Below are 20,935 nucleotides of genomic sequence, written 5' to 3'. Positions count from 1 at the left end.
CAGGCGTCGGCTGTCAGGTGGAGTAGGCGCTGTTCTCGTGCACGTAGTCGGCGGTGAGGTCGTTGGTCCACACCGTCGCGGCGGCCTCGCCGGCGTTCAGGCGGGCGGTGATGACGATCTCCCGGCCGGTCATGTCGACGAGGTCGCGGTCCTCCCCGACGCTGCCGCCCTTGCAGACCCAGACGCCGTTGATGGCGACGTCGAGGCGGTCCGGGTCGAAGGCGGCGGTGGTGGTGCCGATCGCGGCCAGGACCCGGCCCCAGTTCGGGTCCTCGCCGTGGAGGGCGCACTTGAGCAGGTTGTTGCGGCTGACGACGCGGGCGACGTCGACGGCCTCCGCCTCGGTGGCGGCGGCGGTGACGTCGATCCGGATGTCCTTGCTCGCGCCCTCGGCGTCACCGATCAGCTGTCGGGCGAGGTCGGCGCAGACCGCGCGGACGGCCTCGTCGAACTCGGCCCGGTCCGGGGTGACACCGGAGGCGCCGGAGGCGAGCAGCAGCACGGTGTCGTTGGTCGACATGCAGCCGTCGGAGTCGATCCGGTCGAAGGTGGTGCGGGTGGCCGCGCGCAACGAGGCGTCCAGGGCGGCGGATTCGAGAGCGGCGTCGGTGGTCAGCACGACCAGCATGGTGGCGAGGCCGGGGGCGAGCATGCCGGCGCCCTTGGCCATGCCGCCGAGGGTCCAGCCGCCGTTCGTCACCTGGGCGGTCTTGTGGACGGTGTCGGTCGTCTTGATGGCGATCGCGGCGGCCTCGCCGCCGGTGGTGTCGAGCTCCTGGGCGGCGAGAGCGACCCCGGGCAGCAGGACGTCCATCGGGAGGCGGACGCCGATCAGGCCGGTGGAGGCGACGGCGACCTCGCCGGCGTTGAGCTTGAGCTCCTCGGCGACCTTCTCGGCGGTGGCGTGGGTGTCCTGGAAGCCCAGCGGGCCGGTGCAGGCGTTGGCACCACCGGAGTTGAGGACGACGGCGCTGACCCGGCCGCCCTTGAGGACCTGCTCGGACCAGAGCACGGGCGCGGCCTTGACCCGGTTGCCGGTGAACACCCCGGCGGCGGCCAGCGAGGGACCGTCGTTGACGACGAGGGCGAGGTCCGGGGTGCCGGAGGCCTTGATCCCGGCGGTGACGCCGGCGGCGCGGAAGCCCCGGGCGGCGGTGACGCCCACGTTCCGGCCGGTGTTCGCGGTGGGGTCGGTCACGGTGCGACTCCGTTCAGGGGAAGGCCCAGCTCCTCGGGCAGGCCCAGGGCGATGTTCATGCTCTGCACCGCGCCGCCGGCGGTGCCCTTGACCAGGTTGTCGATCGCGCTGATCGCGATGATCCGCCCGGCGCTCTCGTCCAGGGCGACCTGGACCAGGGCGGCGTTGGAGCCGTAGACGCTGCTGGTCTGCGGCCACTGACCCTCGGACAGCAGGTGGACGAAGGGCTCGTCGGCGAACGCCTCGGTGTAGGCGGCGCGCAGGCTCTCGCCGGTCACCCCGGGCTTCGCCTTGGCGGAGCAGGTGGCGAGGATGCCGCGCGGCATCGGCACCAGGGTGGGGGTGAAGGAGACGGTGACCGGCTCACCGGCGACCGGGGTGAGGTTCTGCGACATCTCGGGGGTGTGCCGGTGCAGGCCGCCGACGCCGTAGGCGCTGACGTTGCCCATGACCTCGCTGCCGAGCAGGTGGGTCTTGGCGGCCTTGCCGGCGCCCGAGGTGCCGGAGGCGGCGACGATCACGGCCTCGGGCTCGGCGAGCCCCGCCGCGTACGCCGGGAAGAGTGCCAGCGAGACGGCGGTCGGGTAGCAGCCGGGGACGGCGATGCGGTTGCTGCCCTTGAGCGCGGCGCGGTGGCCGGGCAGCTCGGGCAGGCCGTAGGGCCAGGTGCCGGCGTGCGCGGAGCCGTAGAACTGCTCCCAGTCGGCGGCGGCCTGGAGCCGGAAGTCGGCGCCGCAGTCGACGATCAGCACGTTCTGGCCGAGCGCCTCGGCGACGGCGGCGGACTGGCCGTGCGGCAGCGCCAGGAACACCACGTCGTGGTCGGCCAGCACCTCGGGGGTGGTGGGCTCCAGGATCCGGTCGGCGAGCGGGATCAGGTGCGGCTGCAGGGTGCCGAGCCTGGCACCCGCGTTCGAGCCGCCCGTCAGCGCCCCGATCTCCACCTCCGGGTGGCCGAGCAGCAGGCGCAGCACCTCACCGCCCGCGTATCCGCTCGCACCGGCGACGGCGACTCGCAATGCCATGGCAGTTCCCTCCTTGGTCGGAGCATGAATATACGCATCACGGAACATTCATGCAAGAGAGTGCGAGACGATGCCGCCGCCCCGCGCTCCGGCGCCGAGGCGCGCCGTCCACCGTGGACGCTTCTCGATCCGTCGCGACATCAGCTTAGGGTACCCTTAGTTGATCTCGGTCCGTCGAACGGCGGCCCCCACCCGACCGGCACCCGGCCGGCTCACCGGCGGACGGCCCGCAGCACCACGAACTTCGGGTTCCCGGCGACGAGTTCGCAGTTCCCGAAGAGGCGGCGGAGCTTGAGGTGGTAGCCGAGGTGACGGTTGCCGACCACCCAGAGCTCGCCGCCGGGGCGCAGCGCACGGCGGGCCCCGGTGAACATCCGCCAGGCGGTGGCGTCGGTGGTGGCCTGGTGGGAGTGGAACGGCGGGTTGTTGAGCACCAGGTCGACCGAGCCGGCCGGGACGGCGTCCGGGCCGAGGGCGTCGGCGGTGAGGAACTCGGCGGGCGCGTCCGGGCCGAGGTTCGCGCGAAAGGTCGCCTCGGCCGAGGCGACGGCCTGGTGCGACTCGTCGAGGAAGACCAGCTCGGCACCCGGGCTGGCGAGGGCGGCCGCGGTGCCCAGCACGCCGTTGCCGCAGCCGAGGTCGACGACCCGGGCGCCGGGGGCGGCCACGGGCAGGTGGCCGAGGAGGAAGCGGGTGCCGATGTCCAGACGCTCGGCGCAGAAGGTGCCGGCGTGGTTGACCACCGTGCGTCCCGAGGCCGGGCCGATGTCACCGGGCAACGCATAGGTGTGCGGCCAGGGGCTGGGACCGGGATCGAGCGCCGGGTCGGGGGTGCAGAAGATCAACCGGGCCTTGCGGGCCGCGAGCGAGGTACGGGTCGGGCCGAGGATCCGCTCGAAGAGCTGGAGGGTCGAGGTGTGGATCTCGGTGACCATGCCGGTGCCGATCACCACCGTGCCGGGGCCCACGGCGGGCGCGAGGCGGTGCAGCTGGTCCTCCAGCAGCGCGAGGCTCTTGGGGACGCGGACCAGCAGGACGTCGATGCGCTCGGGCGGGGTCTCGCGGGTGGTGAGCAGCCGGGCCGCGTCCGGGGCGGCGCCGGAGCGGGCGAGGTTGGCGAGGGTGGCCTGCCGGCCGAGATGGGAGTCACTGATCTGGACCGGGGCGGCGGTCGACAGCGCGGTCGACGCCATGGTCGACGGGGTGGTCGAGGCCGTGGTCAGGGCGGCGGCCAGCGCGGTGGTCAGGGCACCCCAGCGGTCGCCGAGGACGACGACGGTGCGGCCGGTGAGCTCGGTGGCCTCGCCCTGCGCGCTGTCGGACTCGCCGGCGAGGTGGCGCAGCAGGTACTCGTCGGCGGCGTCCCAGGCGCGCAGCCGCTCGCGCGGGTCCTCCGGGAAGCGGGTGAGGTCGAAGGTGCCCCACGGGGTGGTGAAGGGGGTCGCGGCGGTGGGCGTACTGAGGCGGTTCATCGTGATCTCAGGCTAGCCGACCGCCGGGCGCCGACCGCCCGAACGTCCGATACTGGAGAGGCCCGACCGGAGGGTCCCGACCGGAAGGGGATGGGGTCATGGACTGGAAGCTCGAAGTGGTGGTGGTCCCGGTGTCCGATGTGGGCCGGGCCAAGGTCTTCTACGAGGAACAGGTCGGTTTCACCGTCGACCACGACACCCGGATCCGCGACGGGGTGCGGGTGGTGCAGCTGACACCGCCGGGCTCCGGCTGCTCGATCGTGGTGGGCACCGGCGTCACGGACGCGCCGCCGGGCTCGCTGAAGGGCCTGCAACTGGTGGTGCCGGACATCGCCAAGGCGCACGGCGAGCTGGTCGCGCGGGGCGTGGAGGTGAGCCCGGTCCAGCACTTCGAGGACGGCACCCGGGTGGACGGCCGTGGCGGGGCGTGGAACTCGTTCGTCTTCTTCAGCGACCCGGACGGCAACGGCTGGGCGATCCAGGAGTCGCCGGCCTCGTAGCGGCGCCGTCCCCCCGCCCCGACTGTCCCCCGGTCGCACCCCGGCGCCGGACCGGCCCGGCCCGGCCCGGCCGTGGGTAGGCTCGGAGGATGGTGGAAGACGAGGGAAGCGTCCGGGTGGACAGCTGGATCTGGTCGGTGCGGCTCACCAGAACCCGGGCCCTGGCGGCGGCCGCGTGCCGGGCCGGGCACGTGCGGGTGAACGGGGAGCGGGTCAAGCCCGCGCAGGCGCTCAAGCCCGGGGACGAGGTGCGCGTGCGCCAGGAGGGCTTCGAGCGGGTCGTCGTGGTGAAGCGGCTGGTCCGCAAGAGGGTCGGGGCGGCGGTCGCGGCCGAGTGCCTGGTGGAGACCGGCCCGCCGAGGCCGCCGCGCGAGCTGTCGGCGGCGGCCGGCGAGCGCGACCGGGGTGCCGGCCGGCCCACCAAGCGGGACCGGCGCGAACTGGACCAGCTGCGCCACGGATAGCCCGGCCCCAGGCGGCCCCAGCCGGGACCGACGGGAGCCGCGGTCGGCGCGTCGGGACCGGCGCGTCGGCCCGAGGCGTCAGGCCAGGGTGTCGGTGAGGACCTTGACCAGGAAGGCGTCCAGGTTCGCCACCGTGCGGGCGATCAGCTCGTCCTGCGACAGCGACCCCTCGGGCCGGCTGACCAGCGCGGACTTCTTCAGCCCGCGCAGGTAGAGCGAGCAGGCCAGATCGGCGCAGATGTAGGTGCCGACGGTGTTGCCCTCACGACCGGAGACCCCGGCCCGGCGGGCGGCCAGCAGCGCGACGCCGGAGCCGGCGTGGGTGGACAGGCACAGTGAGCACACGTTGCTCTTGGTCAGGCTGCGGCGCACCGAGGGCACCCGCAGCGTGACGCCGACCAGCTCGCCGCCGTGCTCGGCGACCAGGTAGCCGCGGTCGGGTGCGCCCTGGTCCCGCCAGCCGAGGAAGTCCAGGTGCTCCCAAGGGAGTTCGGCCAGCCCCCGGGGCAGATTGAGCCGACGGGCCTCGCCCTTGGAACAGTTGACGAAGGAGCCGCGGATCTCGTTCTCGCTCAGGGGGTTCATGATCCGCAAAGTAACACCGCGCGCGCCGGGCCGTCGTGGCATTTTCCGCCGAAGCGTCCCTCTGTGGGGCGAATGCCGGTGCGTGCCGCGGGCCGACGCGGACCGGCCCCGGTTCCCGAGCGGGCCGACGCGGACCGGCCCCGGTACCCGAGCGGGCCGACGCGGACCGGCCCGGTTCCCGAGCGGGCGCCAGGGCCGGTGGGCCACGCGGTGGTTCAGGCCTTGAAGGCGACGCCCGCGTAGGCCGAGACATCCTGCCAGCCCCCCGGCAGGTCACCCGTCGGGACGTGGCCCGCCTCGGGGCGCCAGAGCGGGAGCTGGACGAGGCCGGGCCCGGCGAACCCGAAGTCGCCGAAGAACGGCTCCACGGCGGCGCGCGGGCGCAGTACCAGCGGCGCGCTGGCGCTCTTGTAGATCCGGGTGCCCTCGGCCGCGCTCTCCCGGGAGGCGAAGTCGGGGCTGCCGTGCGAGAGGATCAGCGCGCTGCCGGGAGCGAGTGCGTCGCGCAGCGTCCGGACGATCTCCTGCGCGCCGTCCTCGTCCCGGATGAAGTGCAGCACCGCGACCAGCATCAGGGCCACCGGCCGGTCGAGGTCGACGGCGGCGCGCAGGCCGGGGTGGTCGAGGATGGTGGCCGGGTCGCGGAGGTCGGCCTCGATGACGGAGGTGTGGCCGGCCTTGTGGCTCGCCAGCAGGGCGCGGGCGTGGGTGGCCACGATCGGGTCGTTGTCGACGTACACCACGCGGGCGTCCGGGGCGACCCGCCGGGCCACCTCGCTGGTGGAGCCGACGGCGGGAATGCCGGTGCCGACGTCGACGAACTGGCGGATGCCCCGGTCGGCCACGAACTCGACGGCGCGACCGAGGAACTCACGGTTGGTACGGGCCAGCAGCGGCAGCGCGGGGTAGGCGGCGATGGCGGCCTCGGCGGCCTTGCGGTCGGCCTCGAAGTTGTCCTTGCCGCCGAGGTAGTAGTCGTACATCCGGGCGGTGTGCGGGATACCGGTGTCCAGCTCGGTGGGCGGCTGCCAGTCCTCGGCCTTCACCCAGTCCCAGTCCGTACCGACGTCCGTCGTCGCGGTGTCCTCGTGCATCCTGCTTCCGCCCCCTCAAGCTCACTGCCGGAATGCCTGCCCGTCACGGCGCCGGAGCGCCTCGGCGGGGCACCGGTCTGCGCGGGCGGACCCGCCGGGCCCCACCACGCGGTGCGCGGTGATCGTATCCGACGACACGCCGTGGAGACAGCGGGAGTTCAGGATTCCGCCGCCCGCCGGGGACGGTGCGTGTGCACGTCGTCGTGCGGGTGGCGGCGCCGGACTCGAATCGCCCCGGCGTTTCGCCGTCTCTATGCTGGCTGCCGATGACTGCCGACCGGATGACCGCCGACCGCCGCACCGTCCTGCGCGCCACCGCCAGGCTGGCCGCGCTCACCGCCGTCGGCGGGCTGCTCGGCGCCTGCGCCGGGGCCACCCCCCGCCGGGCCGACCCGGGCGCGCTCGCCGTCCACCCCGGCACCGTGGACCCGGCCGGCGGCGACCCGCTGGCGGTCGACCCGGCCTGGGCGCCCGGCGAGGGCCCGGCCTCCCCCGCCCCGGGCACCGCCGCCACCCCGGCCGACCCCCAGGCGGCGGCCTCCCCCACCGCGGCCGTCACCACCGCCGCGCCACCGGCGCCGCCCGTCCTCACGCCGCTCGCCCCGGGTACCCCGGTCGAGGTGGCGTACGGACCGCGCACCGGCAAGAACGTCGCCCTGACCTTCCACGGCAGCGGCGACCCGAAGCTGGCCACCGCCCTGCTGGAGATCGCCGAAGAGCGCGGCGCCAGGCTCACCGTGATGGCCGTCGGCAGCTGGCTGGACCAGCAGCCGCAGATGGCCCGCCGCATCCTGGACGGCGGCCACGAGTTGGGCAACCACACCCAGAACCACCAGAACATCTCCGCGATGAGCCCCGACCAGGCACGCGCCGAGATCGCCCAGTGCGCGGAGCGGCTGCAACGGCTCACCGGCTCGATCGGCCGCTGGTTCCGGCCGTCCGCCGCCCAGTACGCCACGCCGATGGTGCGCGAGCAGGCCCGGGCGGTCGGCTACGAGCACGTGCTCTCCTTCGACGTCGACCCGCGCGACTACAGCGATCCGAGCGCGGCCGAACTCCAGCGCCGGGTGCTCGGCTCGGCCAGGGGCGGTTCGGTGGTCGCCCTGCACATGGGCCACCAGTGCACGGTCGACGCGCTGCCGGCCATCCTGGACGGGCTCACCAAGGCGGGGCTCACGCCGGTCACCGCGAGCCGGCTCTGCGCCTGAGGCCTGCCCCGCCCGTCCCGGCCGCCCACTGATCACCCCGGGACGCCCGTGCCATGCTGTCGCGCATGCGCTACATCATCATCGGGGCGGGTGCGGTGGGTGGCACGATCGGTGCCCGGCTGCACGAGGGCGGTCACGACGTCCTGTTGGTCGCGCGCGGCGCGCACCTGGCGGCGCTGCGGGAGCAGGGGCTGCGGTTCGGCACCCCGGAGGGCACCCGGACGCTGCGGATCCCGGTCGCGGGCGGGCCCGAGGGTGTCGACCTGCGGCCGGACGACGTCCTGCTGCTCGCCGTCAAGACCCAGGACACCGCCGCCGCCCTGGCCGCCTGGGCGCCGCGCCCGGTCGACGGCGGCGGCACGGCGGGCGAGCGGCTGCCGCTGGTCTGCGCGCAGAACGGGGTCGAGAACGAGCGCCTCGCGCTGCGCGTCTTCCGCGAGGTGCTGGCGATGTGCGTCTGGCTGCCGTCCAACCACCTGGAGCCGGGCCGGATCACCGCCGGCGGGACGCCGGTCAGCGGCGTGCTGCGGCTGGGCGGCTATCCGGCCGGCGACGGCGGCGGGCGGGCCGCGCCGATCGCCGCCGACCTGGCCCGGTCCGCGTTCAGCGCGCACGTGGACGCCGACGTGATGCGCTGGAAGTACGCCAAGCTCCTCGGCAACCTCGGCAACGCTCTGGACGCGGTGGCCGGCCGGATCGACGGCGAGCCGCTCGGTGGCCTCCAGCGGCGGGTGATGGCGGAGGGCGCGGCGGTGCTGGCCGCCGCCGGCATCCCCCACCACGACCCACTCGACCAGGTCCGGCTGGCCGGCGAGGTGCTGCGGCAGGCGCCGGTCGCGGGGGCGCGGCGCAGCGGCAGCTCGTCCTGGCAGAGCCTGGCACGCGGCACCGGCTCGATCGAGGCGGACCACCTGAACGGCGAGATCGTGCTCCTCGGCCGGCTGCACGGGGTGGCGGCGCCGCTCAACGAGGCCCTGCAGCGGCTCGCCAACGCGTTCGCGCGGGCCCGGCGCGGCCCCGGCTCGCTCACCGACGAGGAACTGGCCGCGCTCGCGGAGCTGTGAGAACGGACCTGTGAGAACAGGGCTGTGAGGACGGGGCTGCGGGAACGCCCCGGTGCGCGCGGTCAGCCCATCGGGTCGTCGGGCCCGTACGGCCGCAGCCGCAGCGTACGGGCGTCCGTCGCGCGGATCTCCTCCGCGCGGCGGACCAGCTCTTCCAGGTCGTCCCGCCCGGCGTGGATGAACCGGCCGTGCAGCGCGTCGAAGCGGCCGCGGGCGGCGTCCACCGTCACCGCGACCATGTACGGGATGGAGCCCCAGGTCTTCATGGACCGGAACATCGGCATGCCGGCGGTCATGTCGGTGGCGACCGCGCCCGGGCTGATGTCGAGGATCACCACCCCGTGCTCGGCGAGTCCGTCGGCGAGGTTGTCCGAGAGCCGCAGCAGCGCGCTCTTGGAGGTGGCGTACGCGGTGTAGTGGCCGTCGGGGCGCAGGGCGAAGCCGGTGTTGAGGTTGACCACCCGGCCGCGGCGGCGCTCGACCATGCCGGGCAGGACGCGGCGCAGCAGGTTGTAGGGGCCGCGCAGGTTCGTCTCGATCACCTGCCACCACTGGTTGGCGTCGGTCTCCCAGAGCGGGGCCTCGGTGCGGTCGACCTGGCCGGCGTTGTTGATCAGCAGGTCGACCGGGCCGAGGTCGCGCTCGATGACGCGGACGGCCTCGCGCACCGAGCCGGGGCGGGTGACGTCGGCGGTGACGGCGACGCCGCGGGCACCGTGCCGGGCGCACTCCTTGAGGGTGTCGGTGAGGGTCTGGTGGGTGCGTCCGACCAGACCGACGGCCATGCCCTCGGCGGCGAGGCCGATGGCGATCTCCCGGCCGATGCCCCGGCCGGCTCCGGTGACCAGGGCGACCTGCCCTGTGAGCGATCCCGTCGGCATTCCCTGCTCCCTTCGCGCGGCCCCCGACCGACCCGCATTCTGTCCGGCGGCAGGCGTGCCGGACCCCGGGCGCACGGGCTTCCCGGCCGGGCTCACCCGTTCGCAGGAGCGGTCCGGGCGCCCGACCCAGCCGGGGAGGGGATGACCTACCGGCGGGTACGGAGTAGTAACGTCGTCGGGGCGGTGCATCGGTGCACACATATCGGTGCACCCACCCGCTGAACAGCAGCTTGCTGGGACACCTGCTGGGGGACCCCCAGCACCACCGAAGGGCAACTGAGTGAGTGACATCGCGCGCGTCGGAGTGATCGGCTGCGGTCTGATGGGGTCGGGCATCGCGGAGGTGTTCGCCCGCGCGGGGCTGGACGTCCTGGTGTCGGAGGCCAGCGGGGAGGCCCTGGAGTTCGGTCGTACCCGGCTGACCAACTCCCTGGAGACGGCGGTCAAGCGGGGCAAGCTGACCCCCGAGGACCGCGACGAGGCGCTGGCCCGGCTGTCCTTCACGACCGACCTGGCCGACTTCGCCGACCGCGACCTGGTGGTCGAGGCGGTCGCCGAGCGTGAGGACATCAAGGTCCAGATCTTCCAGACCCTGGACCAGGTGGTCGAGCGCCGGGACGCGATCCTGGCCTCCAACACCTCGTCGATCCCGATCGTGAAGCTGGCCGCCGCCACCTCGCGTCCGGAGCAGGTCATCGGCCTGCACTTCTTCAACCCGGCGCCGGTGCAGAAGCTGGTCGAGGTGATCCCGACGCTGACCACCTCGGCGACCACCACCGAGCGGGTCGAGGCGTTCGCCTCCCAGGTGCTCGGCAAGGAGCCGATCCGCGCCCGCGACCGCGCCGGCTTCGTGGTGAACGCGCTGCTGGTGCCGTACCTGCTGTCGGCGGTGCGGATGTTCGAGTCGGGCGTGGCGACCGCCTCCGACATCGACAAGGGCATGGAGGCCGGCTGCGCCCACCCGATGGGCCCGCTGCGCCTGTGCGACCTCATCGGCCTGGACACCATCGTCTCGATCGCCGAGTCGATGTACGACGAGTACAAGGAGCCGCTGTTCGCCGCTCCCCCGCTGCTCTCCCGGATGGTCGACGCGGGCCTGCTGGGCCGCAAGTCCGGCCGCGGTTTCTACGACTACACCGCGAGCGCCTGACCTCCTGCACCGCGAGCGCCCGGACGGCGGGAACGGTGACGGGGCCCGGGAGCGGTATCCAGCTACCCGGGCCCCTGAGGTGCCACCCAATTGCTCGCACCGGCACGTTTAAGGGTGTGGGTCATTTTCACAGCATCGTGCTTTGCCATTGGAGCTACCGCGCCAAGGGAGAGGCGCAGACGGGAGTCGAACCCGCATCCGACGCTTACGGCACACACCCGGTCGATCCGGCGCTCGGCGGCGAATGCTGAGTCTGGAGCGAGAGTCTGAGTCTTACAGGGGCGCCTCTGCCATGTTGGGCCATCCCGGCACGAAGTGCCGGGAGGAGGACTCGAACCTCCACGTTCTCCCCTGATATCAGCTTCAACTTCAGTATCAGCTTGCGCTCTTCGCGCCACCCCCGCTCTCATACGGGGGCGATCTGGGGGCTACCCGAACAGGTAGCCGAACACCGCGTCACCCACCCTGCGGTCGGTGACCTCGGAGCCGTTGGCCTCCTCGCGGGCGAACTGGACGGCCTGCTGGAGCTTCTCGACCCGCTCCAGGAGCTCGTTCACCCGCCGGGCCGGAAGGGCTCCGGAGAACTTGACGGTCGTCCAGTAGCCGACCGCGATGTCCTCGTAGTACACCTCGACCTGCGCCGGGTGCTTCTCCGTCGCCTCGGCCTTCACGTGGTTGCGCGGCACCTTCTTGGTGCGGATCGTGCGCACCGCCTCGGTCTTCCAGGAGTCCGTGGAGGCGTCGAGGTTCCAGGCCTCGGCGGCGTCCAGAACCGGCAGCTTGCGGACGAAGGTGCGCAGGTCGGTGAGCTGCTTCTCCAGGAAGAGCAGATAGGTGACCGGCACGTCGGCGACGAGGGTGCGGCCGTCGACCACGACGTCGGCGCGGGCCTCGGTGTTCGCCCAGTCCTTGGTCGCGGTGACGTCGAACAGTCGGGACAGCGTCGCGGCGGTGGTCCGCAGGACGTCCTCGGCCTTCACCTGGACGCGGGTGGACTCCGGGGGGAGCTGCTCACCCTCCTCGTCCTTGGGCTGGTACGTCCGGGAGATGCCGGCCAGCAACGCGGGCTTCTGCAAGTCCTGGTGGGACTGCGTCAGCTCCTGGAACGACTTGGACTTGACGCCCTTTTCGACGGCGATGATCTGGTTCAGCTTTGCCACGTCGTCGAACGTACCAGCGATCGCGGCGGGGTGTCACCCGATAAACGGGCGGCCCCGGAGGCCGGGCGAACGGCCTCCGCGGCCGGCAGGGCTCAGCTGTTGATGGAGTAGCTGTCGCCGTAGACCTTCCACTTCAGCGGGGGGTTGAGGTCGAAGTTCTTGGCGTTGAGGAAGACCAGCTGCTCGGTGTCGACGCGGCTGGTGTCGGAGTGCGCCTCCTCCAGCTTCATGGCGGCCCGGCGGGCGTCCAGGAAGGCCTTGAGGTAGGTGGCCTCGTCGCCGCCCTGGGCGGGGGTCTTGGCCTTCTTCAGGGCGTTCTTGCGGATGGTGCCGAAGCCCGCCTGGTCGAAGCCGCCGCCGTGCATCACGATGGCGTCGTAGTAGGCGAACTGGCCGAGCGCGCGCAGGCCGTCGGCCTTGGCCTGCTTGACGGCGGGGTTGAAGTAGACGCGGTCGCGCTCGTCGTTCTGCGCCTTCTGGAAGACGCCGTCCTTGGCGGCGGTGGCCCAGTCCCTCTCGAAGGCGCTGCCCAGGCCCGCGTGCGACTCGGTGCCGTTCACCTTGCGCAGCGCCGGCAGGTACTTGGCGAGGACGTTGCCGGGCTTGAGGTCGGTGTAGTGCTCGACGAGGTCGAGCATGTCGCCGGTGCCGGAACAGAAGCCGATGATGCCGGCGGTGTAGCCGCGGCCGTCACCGATGTCCTCGATGTACTTGTACTGCGACTTCCAGTCCAGCGAGGAGTTCTCGGCGCTGGACACCAGCTGCATCGCGATGTCCTTCTTGTGCGGGTCGTCCAGGCCGACGGCCTTGACCTGGACGACGGCGGCGGTCGGCGCCGCGTGGGCGGCGCCGGCGGCCACGACCGTGGCGGGCGCGGCCACCAGCAGGGCGGCGAGGGCTATCCGGACGGTGCGGTGCTGCGGACGGTGCATCTGACGCTCCGTGTTCCGTGGGGGCGGGCATGGGGGCGCCGCCGGCGGGGAGTTAGGAAACTTTCCTAACCAAGAAATAGCGCCCACCGGCCCACGCCCGCAAGGGCTTTGAAGGAAACTCTTCAAAGAGCCAGGTCAGCCGTCCCAGCGCCACGGCCTCCGCGCCGGACGGCGAAGGGCCCCGCCACCGGAACCGGCGACGGGGCCCTTCGAGGGGGGTGCGCGTCAGGCGCCGCGCAGGACCGCGCCGGTCCGGGCGACGGCCTCGGCCACGGCCGCCTCACGGGCCGCGGTGGCCTCGTCGGCGGTCAGCGTGCGGTCCGCCGCGCGGAAGCGCAGCGCGTACGCCAGCGACTTCCTGCCGTCGCCGACCTGCTCGCCGGTGAAGACGTCGAACAGCCGGATGGCCTCCAGCAGTTCGCCGGCGCCGGCCCGCAGCGCGGCCTCCACCTCGGCGGCCGGGACGGCCGCGTCGACGATCAGCGCCACGTCCTGGGTCGCGACCGGGAACGCGGAGACGGCCGGGCCCGAGGCCCGCACGGCACCGTCGGCGGTCAGCAGGTCGAGGTCGACCTCCATCGCGCTGGTGCGCTCGGGCAGGCCGAGCGCCTTGACGACGCGCGGGTGCAGCTCACCGGCGTGGCCGACCACCCGGTCGGTACCGGCGACCACCAGCTCGGCGCAGCGGCCCGGGTGCCAGGGAGCCAGCCGGCCCTGGCGGACGGCCAGTTCGACGCCGGCGGCGCGGGCCACCGCACGGGCGGCCTCGATCGCGTCGGCCCAGGAGGCCGGAGCGCCCTTGCCCCACCAACCGGACGGCAGCCGCTCGCCCGCGAGGGCGGCGGCGATCCGGCGCGGCTGGTCCGGGAGCGCGGCGTCGAGGGCGGCCAGCTCCTCGTCGCTCGGACGGCGGTCGACGGCCGGACGCGGCGCGACGGTCTGCTCGTCCTTGGGCAGGAAGACGGTCCCCGTCTCGAAGATCGCCAGATCGGTGTTGCCGCGGCCGATGTTGCGGCGCAGCGCCCCGAGCAGGCCCGGCAGCAGCGTGGTGCGCAGCGCCGGCTCCTCGTCGTTGAGCGGGTTGACCAGCTTCACCGTGCGGCGGCGCCGGTCGTCCTTCTCCAGGCCGAGCCCGTCGAAGGCGGCCTCGCCGACGAACGGGTAGTTGTTGACCTCCACGTAGCCGGCGCCGGCCAGCGCGACACCGACCCGGCGGTGGGTGCGCTGGGCCTCGGTGAGGCCCTTGCCCGGCGGCACGGTGGGCATCCGGGCGGGCACGTTGTCGTACCCCTCCAGGCGGATGACCTCCTCCGCGAGGTCGTACGGGTCGGTGAGGTCGGGGCGCCAGGTCGGCGGGGTGACCTCCAGGACGTCGGCGCCCGCGACGGAGCAGCCGATCTCCTGCAGGCGCCGGGTGACGCTCTCGCGGCCGTACGTGGTGCCGGCCACGCGGTCCGGCAGGTCCGCGGCGATGGTGATGGTGCGCACCGGGTGCGGGGCCGCGATGTCGGTGACCCCGGCCTCGGCGGTGCCGCCGGCGATCAGGACCAGCAGGTCGACGGCGCGCTGCGCGGCGGCGCGGGCGGCCTCCGGGTCGACGCCGCGCTCGAAGCGCTTGGACGCCTCGGAGGGGAGCTTGTGCCGCTTGGCGCCGCGGGCGATGACGACCGGGTCGAAGTGCGCCGCCTCGATGATCACCTCGGTGGTGCCCGGACCGGCGGCCGGGTCGAGGATCTCGGTGGAGGCGCCGCCCATGACACCGGCCAGGCCGATCGGGCCGCTGTTGTCGCAGATCAGCAGGTCCTCGGCGGAGAGCTTGCGCTCGGTGCCGTCGAGGGTGGTCAGGGTCTCGCCCTGCTCGGCCCGGCGGACCAGGATCGGCCCGTCCACGCGCTGCTTGTCGTAGGCGTGCAGCGGCTGGCCGACCTCCAGCATCACGTAGTTGGTGATGTCCACGGCCAGCGAGATCGGCCGGATGCCGGCCTTCTGCAGGCGGCGCTGGAGCCAGATCGGCGACTTGGCGGTCGGGTCGAGACCGATCACCGTACGCGCCACGAAGCGGTCGCAGCCGGCCGGGTCGGCGACCTTGACCAGGTAGCCGTAGGAGTTCGCCGGGGGCACGTCGAGCAGCGCCGGGTCGGCCAGCGGCAGCCCGTACGCGGCGGCGGCCTCGCGGGCCACCCCGCGCATCGAGAGGCAGTAGCCGCGGTCCGGGGTGACGGCGATGTCCAGCACCTCGTCGACGAGCTGGAGCAGCTCGATGGCGTCGGTGCCGGGCTCGTACTCCGGCGGGAGGACGATGATGCCGTCGTGATCGTCGCCCATGCCCAGCTCGCGGGCGGAGCAGATCATGCCGGCCGAGGTGTGGCCGTAGGTCTGGCGGGCCGCGATCGGGAACGGGCCGGGCAGCACGGCGCCCGGGAGGACGACCACGACCTTGTCGCCGACGGCGAAGTTGGTCGCGCCGCAGACGATCTCCTGCGGCTCGCCGGTGCCGTTGGCGTCACCGACGTTGACGTAGCAGTGCCGGATCGGCTTCTTGAAGCCGGAGAGCTCCTCGATGGAGAGCACCTGGCCGACCACCAGCGGGCCCTTGAGGTCGGCGCCGATCTGCTCGACCGTCTCGACCTCCAGACCGGCGCGGACCAGTCGCTCCGCCACGTCACGGCCGGTCTCGCCGGCCGGCAGGTCGACGTACTCGCGCAGCCAGGAAAGCGGGACGCGCATCAGATCTCCATCCCGAACGGGAGGGTGAAGCGCACGTCACCCTCGACCATGTCGCGCATGTCGGCGACGTTGTGACGGTTCATCAGGATCCGCTCCAGGCCCAGGCCGAAGGCGAACCCGCTGTAGCGGCTCGGGTCGATGCCGCAGGCGACCAGCACCCGCGGGTTGACCACGCCGCAGCCGCCGAGCTCGATCCAGCCCTCGGAGGAGCAGGTGCGGCAGGGCTTGTCCGGATTGCCGACGCTCTCGCCGCGGCAGACGAAGCACTGCAGGTCGATCTCGGCGCTCGGCTCGGTGAACGGGAAGTACGAGGGCCGCCAGCGCAGCTCCAGCCCGTCCCCGATCAGCTTGGAGACCAGCAGCTCGATGGTGCCCTTGAGGTCGGCGAAGGTGATGCCCTCGTCCACGGCCAGACCCTCGACCTGGCGGAAGACCGGGGTGTGGGTGGCGTCCAGCTCGTCCGTCCGGTAGACCCGGCCGGGGCAGACCACGTAGATGGGGGGCTCGCGGTCGAGCATGGTGCGGGCCTGGACCGGGGAGGTCTGGGTGCGCAGCACCACGCCGGAGTCGGCGGAGCCGTCCGGGGCCTGGACGAAGAAGGTGTCCTGCATCGAGCGGGCCGGGTGGTCCGGGCCCAGGTTGAGGGCGTCGAAGTTCAGCCACTCGGCCTCGACCTCGGGGCCCTCGGCGACCTGGTAGCCCATCGCGACGAAGGTGTCCTCGATGCGCTCGGCCAGTGTGGTCAGCGGGTGGCGGGCGCCGCGCGGGGTCCGGTCGTAGGGCAGTGTGACGTCCACCGCCTCCTCGACCAGGACGCGGGCGTCGCGCTCCGCCTCCAGCTCGGCCTGGCGCCGGGCGAGCGCCTGGTTGACGGCGCCGCGGGCCTGGCCGATCAGCTTGCCGGCGGCGGCCTTGGCGTGCGGGGGCAGAGCGCCGATCTCGCGGTTGGCGAGGGAGAGCGCGGAGCGGTCGCCGGTGTGGGCGACCTTGGCCTGCTTCAGCTCGTCGAGGGTGGTGGCGGCCGCGAAGGCCTGGACGGCCTCGTCCCGGGCCTGCTCCACCACCTCGGGCTTGAGGGCCTCGACCTCGACCGGGTCGTACGACTTGTTGGGTGCCGACATCTCTATCTTCCCGTGCTCCTGCTCGTCCGTGCTCAGGTAAGGGCTCGTGCCTTCGCGTGACGCCCGGCGTGGCCGGGGCACGGGCAGCCCCCGCCGCGGTACTCCGGAGGGGTGTCCGCGGCACAGCCGCGCAGGGCGTCCCACAACGCCAAAGGTCGAGTGTAGTCGCAGCGCGTGGCGCGGCTGCCGTGAAGCCCGTCCGGCCTCCCGATCCACGGCGTTCCCCGGGGGTGGCCCTGCCGCCGCCCGGAGCGTGCCGCGGCTGTCGTCCAGGCTCCGTCAGAGCATGAAGTCGGGCACGCCGGCGGGCAGGATGAATCGGAACCGGGCGCCGCCGCCGGGTGCGCGGTCGACGCGGATCGACCCGCCGTGGGCCTCCACGACGCCCTTGACGATGTAGAGGCCCAGACCGGTGCCGCCGCGCTTGGAGCCGCGCCAGAAGCGGGTGAAGACGCGCGGCATCGAATCCTCGGGGATGCCCGTTCCTTCGTCGCTCACGGTGACCGCGGTGCCTTCCACTGTGCGGGGAGGGGTGCCGGAGCGCTCCCAGACGGGTGCCTCGACGACCTCCTTGGCCGGTGCCACCTCGATCGTGACAGTTCCCTCACCGTGGCGCACCGCATTTTCCAGCAGGTTCGCGAGCACCTGGTCGACCTTGTCCGGGTCGGCCCAGAGCACGGTGAGCGGCTCGCTGATCCGGATGTCGAAGCGGCTCTCGGGGATGCCGGTGGCGACCTTGCGGTCCACGTGCCGGCGCACGGCGGCGGCCAGGTCGACCACCTGCCTGCGCAGCTCCAGCCGGCCGGCGTCGATCCGGGAGATGTCCAGCAGCTCGGCGATCAGCCGGGTGACCCGGTCGGCGTCCGCGTCGACGGTCTCCAGCATCAGCCGCTTCTGCCCGTCGGTGAAGCGCTCCCACTTGGCCAGCAGGGTCGCGGTGAAGCCCTTGACGCTGGTGAGCGGCGAGCGCAGCTCGTGGGCGACGGTGGCGATCAGCTCGGCGTGGCTGCGCTCGGTGCGGCGGCGGGCCTCGGTGCCGCGCAGGGCGATCACCAGCCGCTCCAGCGGCGCCTGCGGGCGGGCGCGCACGTAGCGGGCGGAGACCAGCACCTCACGGCCTCCGGGGAGCAGCAGGTTGCGCTCGGGCTGGCTGGTGCGGGTCGCCAGGCCGCCGTACGGGTCGGTCAGCTGCCACCAGCGGCGGCCGTCCAGGTCCTCCAGCGGGAGGACGTGCTCCAGCGGGCTGCCGAGCGCGGTGTCCTGGGGAATGCCGGTGAGCCGGGCGGCGGTGCGGTTGAAGCAGACCACCCGGCCCAGGGCGTCGGCGACCACCAGGCCGTCCGGCAGGTCGTCCGGGTCGAGCTCTGGCCCGCTGCCGACCATGGGTGTCCTCCCCGATTACCCACCGTGTCTTTCCCCCCACCGAGGCAGACCCTAGCGTCTCGCGGCCCCCCGCAGTAGGGCCCACGGCGTCGCGATGGCGACTTCCGGGGGCGCCCGGGGGCGGTCTACGCCTGCGTGCGGCAGCCACCGGGCGAGCGCTGGGCCCGTGCGGAGGCGTAGAGGCAGACGGCTGCGGCCGTCGCCAGGTTGAGGCTCTCGGCGTGTCCGTGGATCGGTACGCGCACCACCTCGTCGGCGAGTGCGCGGGTCTCCTCCGGGAGCCCCCAGGCCTCGTTGCCGAACACCCATGCGCCGGGCGCGCCCAGCGTGCCCTCGTCGAGCTCCCGGTCGAGGTCGCGCTCGCCCGCGCCGTCCGCGGCCAGCACCCGCACGCCGGCCTCGCGCAGCCGCCCGACCGCCTCCTCCACCGGCACGCCCACGGCGACCGGCAGGTGGAACAGGCTGCCGACGGACGCCCGGACGGCCTTCGGGTTGTACAGGTCCACCGACGCGTCGGTGAGCACCACGGCGTCCGCGCCGGCCGCGTCGGCGGTCCGCAGCACGGTGCCGGCGTTGCCGGGGTCGCGCACGTGGGCGAGCACCGCGACCAGCTTGGGGCGGGCCCTGAGCACCTCGGCGAACGGTGTGTCGATGAACCGGCAGAGCGCCACGATGCCCTGCGGGGTCACGGTGTCGCAGATCTCCGCGATGACCTCGTCGGTGGCGGTGAGCACCGCCAGCCCCTCGGCGAGGGCGGCGGCGACGATCCCGGCGTGCCGCTCGGCGGCCTCCGGCGTCGTGTAGACCTCGACCACGGCGTGGTCGTCCGAGCCCGGCAGCTTCCCGAACGCGACGGCCTCACGGACGGCCTGCGGGCCCTCCGCGAGGAAGCGGCGCTCCTTGGTGCGCTGGTTCCGCTTGGCGAGCCGGCGGGCGGCGACGACGCGGGGCGAGCGCAGGGAGGTCAGCAGGGGGGTGTCGGTGCTCGACATGGTCTCGTCTCTGAGGCGGGGCGCCGGTGGCGTGCAGGGACTGTGGCGGGCGGAACGCAAAACCGGACCCGCAGGGAGAGCCTGCGGGTCCGGTCAGTGCGACGAACCGATCCCGGGAGGATCAGGCCGATCCAGGAGGATCAGGCGGCGTCGGCGGCGGCCCTCGGGGCGTTGACGTCGGCCGGCAGCGCCTTCTGCGCAACCTCGACGAGCGAGGCGAACGCGCCCGGGTCGTTGACCGCGAGGTCGGCCAGCATCTTGCGGTCGATCTCGACGCTGGCGGCCTTCAGGCCCTGCACGAAGCGGTTGTAGGTGATGCCGTTGGCACGGGCCGCAGCGTTGATGCGCTGGATCCACAGCTGACGGAAGTCGCCCTTGCGCTTCTTGCGGTCGTTGAAGTTGTAGACCAGCGAGTGGGTGACCTGCTCCTTGGCCTTGCGGTACAGCCGCGAGCGCTGGCCCCGGTAGCCGCTGGCGCGCTCCAGGATGACCCGGCGCTTCTTGTGGGCGTTGACTGCCCGCTTGACGCGTGCCACTTGATTACTCCTTGGGTTGGACCACGGACTACTTCACGCGGTCCGTCATTCGAATGGGTCGGGAAGGATCAGCTGTCCCGCTCACGGCTCACGCCGGGCGGGAGGGCGATCACTTGCCGAGAAGCTTCTTGATCTTCTTGGCGTCAGCGGGGGCCACCTCGACGGTGCCGGCCAGCTTGCGGGTCAGCGTCGAGGGCTTGTGCTCCAGGTAGTGGCGGCGACCGGCGCGCTCGCGCAGGACCTTGCCGGAGCCACTGATCTTGAAGCGCTTGCTGGCGCCACTGTGCGTCTTCTGCTTCGGCATTTCGCCGTATCTCCTCGTCGGTCCGTCCACGCCCGCGCGGTGTGCGCCGCGCGGGCGTGAAGGATGGATCTGCGGTCACCGGGCGGGACGCCCGGTGACCTTGGTGGCCGGTCTCCCGAACCGCCCTGGCCGGTGAAGGCTCAGGCGTCCTGGGAGGCCTCGGCCGGCTGCTCGACCTCGGCGGCGTCCTCGACGTCGGCCTCGTCGGCCTCCGCCTCGGCCGCGGCGTTCTCGGCCTCAAGCGCTGCGTCCTCGTCGACCTCGGCGGCGTCGGAGCCGGGGGTGCGGCCCTGTCGCTCGGCCTTGCGGGCGTCCGCGATAGCGCGGGCCTCGGCCATCGCCTCGGTCTTCTTCTTGTGCGGGCCGAGAACCATGATCATGTTTCGGCCGTCCTGCTTGGCCGAGGACTCGACGAAGCCCAGGTCCTGGACGTCGTTGGCCAGCCGCTGCAGCAGTCGGAAGCCCAGCTCGGGGCGGGACTGCTCACGACCGCGGAACATGATCGTGATCTTGACCTTGTCGCCCTGCTTGAGGAACCGAACGACGTGACCCTTCTTGGTGTCATAGTCGTGCGGGTCGATCTTCGGCCGGAGCTTCATCTCCTTGATGACCGTGTGCGCCTGGTTCTTGCGCGCCTCACGGGCCTTCATGGCCGACTCGTACTTGAACTTGCCGTAGTCCATGAGCTTGCACACCGGCGGCCGGGCGGTCGCCGCGACCTCGACGAGGTCGAGGTCGTACTCCTGCGCGAGCTCCAGCGCCTTGGCAAGCGGCACGATGCCGACCTGCTCGCCGCTGGGACCGACGAGTCGCACCTCGGGGACGCGAATCCGGTCGTTGATGCGGGGCTCGGTGCTGATGGGGCCTCCTAGGTTGCACCTTCTGCGATGCGGCCGTCGGACGGCGGTCGCACGTAGTGGACTCGACCACTGGGCGGGGCTTCATTCGTGCTGCGCTGCCTACCTTGCTGAGTGGCACTGCATGCACCGCGACACGAAAAAAGCCCCGCTCGGTACAAGCGGGGCTCCACACAACCGGGGGCCGCACCCGGTGAGGGGTGCTGCTGGCGACTCGGCGCCTGGGCGCCCGTCGCGGACCGGGACCCGTCGACCGCGAGGTCGATCGGGTGGGAGACTTTC

At 72.9% G+C, this 20,935-nt stretch carries 20 protein-coding genes; 5 read left to right on the top strand and 15 right to left on the bottom strand.

Annotated features, from left to right (window positions below; translation table 11 throughout):
* Positions 1-13: 13 nt before the first annotated feature.
* The 3 genes from argJ to AB0J08_RS05260 all read right to left on the bottom strand — a co-directional run bounded on the left by argJ (position 14) and on the right by AB0J08_RS05260 (position 3,695).
* Complete coding sequence (gene argJ, locus AB0J08_RS05270) at positions 14-1,165, bottom strand: bifunctional glutamate N-acetyltransferase/amino-acid acetyltransferase ArgJ (RefSeq protein ID WP_360627361.1); 1,152 nt, start codon at positions 1,163-1,165, stop codon at positions 14-16.
* A gap of 29 nt (positions 1,166-1,194) precedes the next feature.
* On the bottom strand, positions 1,195-2,223 hold the full coding sequence (gene argC / locus AB0J08_RS05265) for an N-acetyl-gamma-glutamyl-phosphate reductase (RefSeq protein ID WP_360627166.1): 1,029 nt from the start codon (positions 2,221-2,223) through the stop codon (positions 1,195-1,197).
* A 212-nt stretch (positions 2,224-2,435) separates the two neighbouring features.
* Positions 2,436-3,695 (bottom strand): methyltransferase, encoded by a 1,260-nt coding sequence (locus AB0J08_RS05260; RefSeq protein WP_360627163.1) that lies wholly within the window; start codon positions 3,693-3,695, stop codon positions 2,436-2,438.
* A 98-nt stretch (positions 3,696-3,793) separates the two neighbouring features.
* Here AB0J08_RS05260 and AB0J08_RS05255 point away from each other — a divergent pair, with 98 nt between their 5' ends.
* A complete protein-coding gene (locus AB0J08_RS05255) occupies positions 3,794-4,195 on the top strand; it encodes a VOC family protein (protein ID WP_360627160.1) in 402 nt (133 codons plus the stop codon).
* An 89-nt stretch (positions 4,196-4,284) separates the two neighbouring features.
* Positions 4,285-4,659, top strand: a complete 375-nt coding sequence (locus tag AB0J08_RS05250; RefSeq protein WP_360627157.1) for a S4 domain-containing protein — start codon at positions 4,285-4,287, stop codon at positions 4,657-4,659.
* Positions 4,660-4,737: 78 nt separating this feature from the next.
* On the opposite strand, the gene AB0J08_RS05245 is transcribed toward AB0J08_RS05250, so the two are convergent.
* Both AB0J08_RS05245 and AB0J08_RS05240 read right to left on the bottom strand, forming a co-directional pair.
* Positions 4,738-5,244, bottom strand: coding sequence for an FBP domain-containing protein (locus tag AB0J08_RS05245; RefSeq protein ID WP_360627154.1), 507 nt, complete (start codon positions 5,242-5,244; stop codon positions 4,738-4,740).
* A gap of 215 nt (positions 5,245-5,459) precedes the next feature.
* A complete protein-coding gene (locus tag AB0J08_RS05240; protein WP_360627151.1) occupies positions 5,460-6,338 on the bottom strand; it encodes an SAM-dependent methyltransferase in 879 nt (292 codons plus the stop codon).
* A gap of 266 nt (positions 6,339-6,604) precedes the next feature.
* Here AB0J08_RS05240 and AB0J08_RS05235 point away from each other — a divergent pair, with 266 nt between their 5' ends.
* Both AB0J08_RS05235 and AB0J08_RS05230 read left to right on the top strand, forming a co-directional pair.
* Positions 6,605-7,546, top strand: coding sequence for a polysaccharide deacetylase family protein (locus AB0J08_RS05235; protein WP_360627148.1), 942 nt, complete (start codon positions 6,605-6,607; stop codon positions 7,544-7,546).
* Positions 7,547-7,611: 65 nt separating this feature from the next.
* On the top strand, positions 7,612-8,610 hold the full coding sequence (locus AB0J08_RS05230) for a 2-dehydropantoate 2-reductase N-terminal domain-containing protein (protein ID WP_360627145.1): 999 nt from the start codon (positions 7,612-7,614) through the stop codon (positions 8,608-8,610).
* Positions 8,611-8,672: 62 nt separating this feature from the next.
* On the opposite strand, the gene AB0J08_RS05225 is transcribed toward AB0J08_RS05230, so the two are convergent.
* Complete coding sequence (locus AB0J08_RS05225; protein WP_360627142.1) at positions 8,673-9,491, bottom strand: SDR family oxidoreductase; 819 nt, start codon at positions 9,489-9,491, stop codon at positions 8,673-8,675.
* Between the two features lie 280 nt (positions 9,492-9,771).
* Between AB0J08_RS05225 and AB0J08_RS05220 the strand changes: the two genes are divergently transcribed.
* Positions 9,772-10,641, top strand: a complete 870-nt coding sequence (locus AB0J08_RS05220) for a 3-hydroxybutyryl-CoA dehydrogenase (RefSeq protein ID WP_360627140.1) — start codon at positions 9,772-9,774, stop codon at positions 10,639-10,641.
* 428 nt (positions 10,642-11,069) lie between these two features.
* Here the strand turns inward: AB0J08_RS05220 and AB0J08_RS05215 are convergent, their stop codons facing one another.
* The 9 genes from AB0J08_RS05215 to infC form a co-directional block, all read right to left on the bottom strand.
* Entirely contained in the window at positions 11,070-11,801 is a 732-nt protein-coding gene (locus tag AB0J08_RS05215; RefSeq protein WP_360627137.1) for a hypothetical protein, read from the bottom strand.
* A 92-nt stretch (positions 11,802-11,893) separates the two neighbouring features.
* On the bottom strand, positions 11,894-12,733 hold the full coding sequence (locus tag AB0J08_RS05210) for a chitosanase (protein ID WP_360627134.1): 840 nt from the start codon (positions 12,731-12,733) through the stop codon (positions 11,894-11,896).
* A gap of 225 nt (positions 12,734-12,958) precedes the next feature.
* Complete coding sequence (pheT, locus tag AB0J08_RS05205) at positions 12,959-15,460, bottom strand: phenylalanine--tRNA ligase subunit beta (protein ID WP_360627131.1); 2,502 nt, start codon at positions 15,458-15,460, stop codon at positions 12,959-12,961.
* Entirely contained in the window at positions 15,460-16,581 is a 1,122-nt protein-coding gene (gene pheS / locus AB0J08_RS05200; protein ID WP_360627128.1) for a phenylalanine--tRNA ligase subunit alpha, read from the bottom strand. Before pheS ends, pheT begins: the two co-directional genes overlap by 1 nt.
* A 279-nt stretch (positions 16,582-16,860) precedes the next feature.
* The gene (locus tag AB0J08_RS05195) at positions 16,861-17,964 is read right to left on the bottom strand and encodes an ATP-binding protein (RefSeq protein WP_360627125.1); all 1,104 of its coding nucleotides are present in this window, start codon (positions 17,962-17,964) and stop codon (positions 16,861-16,863) included.
* Between the two features lie 125 nt (positions 17,965-18,089).
* Positions 18,090-18,956, bottom strand: coding sequence for an RNA methyltransferase (locus tag AB0J08_RS05190; protein WP_360627122.1), 867 nt, complete (start codon positions 18,954-18,956; stop codon positions 18,090-18,092).
* Positions 18,957-19,096: 140 nt separating this feature from the next.
* Positions 19,097-19,492: a 50S ribosomal protein L20 gene (gene rplT / locus AB0J08_RS05185; protein ID WP_329486876.1), complete on the bottom strand. Its 396-nt coding sequence runs from the start codon at positions 19,490-19,492 to the stop codon at positions 19,097-19,099.
* Between the two features lie 109 nt (positions 19,493-19,601).
* Positions 19,602-19,796, bottom strand: a complete 195-nt coding sequence (rpmI, locus tag AB0J08_RS05180) for a 50S ribosomal protein L35 (RefSeq protein ID WP_360627119.1) — start codon at positions 19,794-19,796, stop codon at positions 19,602-19,604.
* 140 nt (positions 19,797-19,936) lie between these two features.
* Positions 19,937-20,656, bottom strand: a complete 720-nt coding sequence (gene infC, locus AB0J08_RS05175; RefSeq protein ID WP_360627358.1) for a translation initiation factor IF-3 — start codon at positions 20,654-20,656, stop codon at positions 19,937-19,939.
* Between the last annotated feature and the right edge of the window lie 279 nt (positions 20,657-20,935).

The organism is Kitasatospora sp. NPDC050463, from assembly GCF_040655255.1.
Taxonomy (GTDB): Bacteria; Actinomycetota; Actinomycetes; order Streptomycetales; family Streptomycetaceae; genus Kitasatospora.
The sequence above is the reverse complement of the archived record's forward strand: the minus strand, read 5'-3'. Positions and strand labels throughout refer to the sequence as shown.

Bases quoted from the DNA above. Each gene is read 5' to 3' on its own strand.
- AB0J08_RS05250 (WP_360627157.1), top strand. From the start codon at position 4,285: ATGGTGGAAGACGAGGGAAGCGTCCGGGTGGACAGCTGGATCTGGTCG.
- AB0J08_RS05225 (WP_360627142.1), bottom strand. From the start codon at position 9,491: ATGCCGACGGGATCGCTCACAGGGCAGGTCGCCCTGGTCACCGGAGCC.
- pheT (WP_360627131.1), bottom strand. From the start codon at position 15,460: ATGCGCGTCCCGCTTTCCTGGCTGCGCGAGTACGTCGACCTGCCGGCC.
- AB0J08_RS05240 (WP_360627151.1), bottom strand. From the start codon at position 6,338: ATGCACGAGGACACCGCGACGACGGACGTCGGTACGGACTGGGACTGG.
- AB0J08_RS05260 (WP_360627163.1), bottom strand. From the start codon at position 3,695: ATGAACCGCCTCAGTACGCCCACCGCCGCGACCCCCTTCACCACCCCG.
- AB0J08_RS05210 (WP_360627134.1), bottom strand. From the start codon at position 12,733: ATGCACCGTCCGCAGCACCGCACCGTCCGGATAGCCCTCGCCGCCCTG.
- AB0J08_RS05255 (WP_360627160.1), top strand. From the start codon at position 3,794: ATGGACTGGAAGCTCGAAGTGGTGGTGGTCCCGGTGTCCGATGTGGGC.
- AB0J08_RS05235 (WP_360627148.1), top strand. From the start codon at position 6,605: ATGACTGCCGACCGGATGACCGCCGACCGCCGCACCGTCCTGCGCGCC.
- AB0J08_RS05245 (WP_360627154.1), bottom strand. From the start codon at position 5,244: ATGAACCCCCTGAGCGAGAACGAGATCCGCGGCTCCTTCGTCAACTGT.
- rpmI (WP_360627119.1), bottom strand. From the start codon at position 19,796: ATGCCGAAGCAGAAGACGCACAGTGGCGCCAGCAAGCGCTTCAAGATC.
- AB0J08_RS05230 (WP_360627145.1), top strand. From the start codon at position 7,612: ATGCGCTACATCATCATCGGGGCGGGTGCGGTGGGTGGCACGATCGGT.
- AB0J08_RS05190 (WP_360627122.1), bottom strand. From the start codon at position 18,956: ATGTCGAGCACCGACACCCCCCTGCTGACCTCCCTGCGCTCGCCCCGC.
- AB0J08_RS05195 (WP_360627125.1), bottom strand. From the start codon at position 17,964: ATGGTCGGCAGCGGGCCAGAGCTCGACCCGGACGACCTGCCGGACGGC.
- pheS (WP_360627128.1), bottom strand. From the start codon at position 16,581: ATGTCGGCACCCAACAAGTCGTACGACCCGGTCGAGGTCGAGGCCCTC.
- argC (WP_360627166.1), bottom strand. From the start codon at position 2,223: ATGGCATTGCGAGTCGCCGTCGCCGGTGCGAGCGGATACGCGGGCGGT.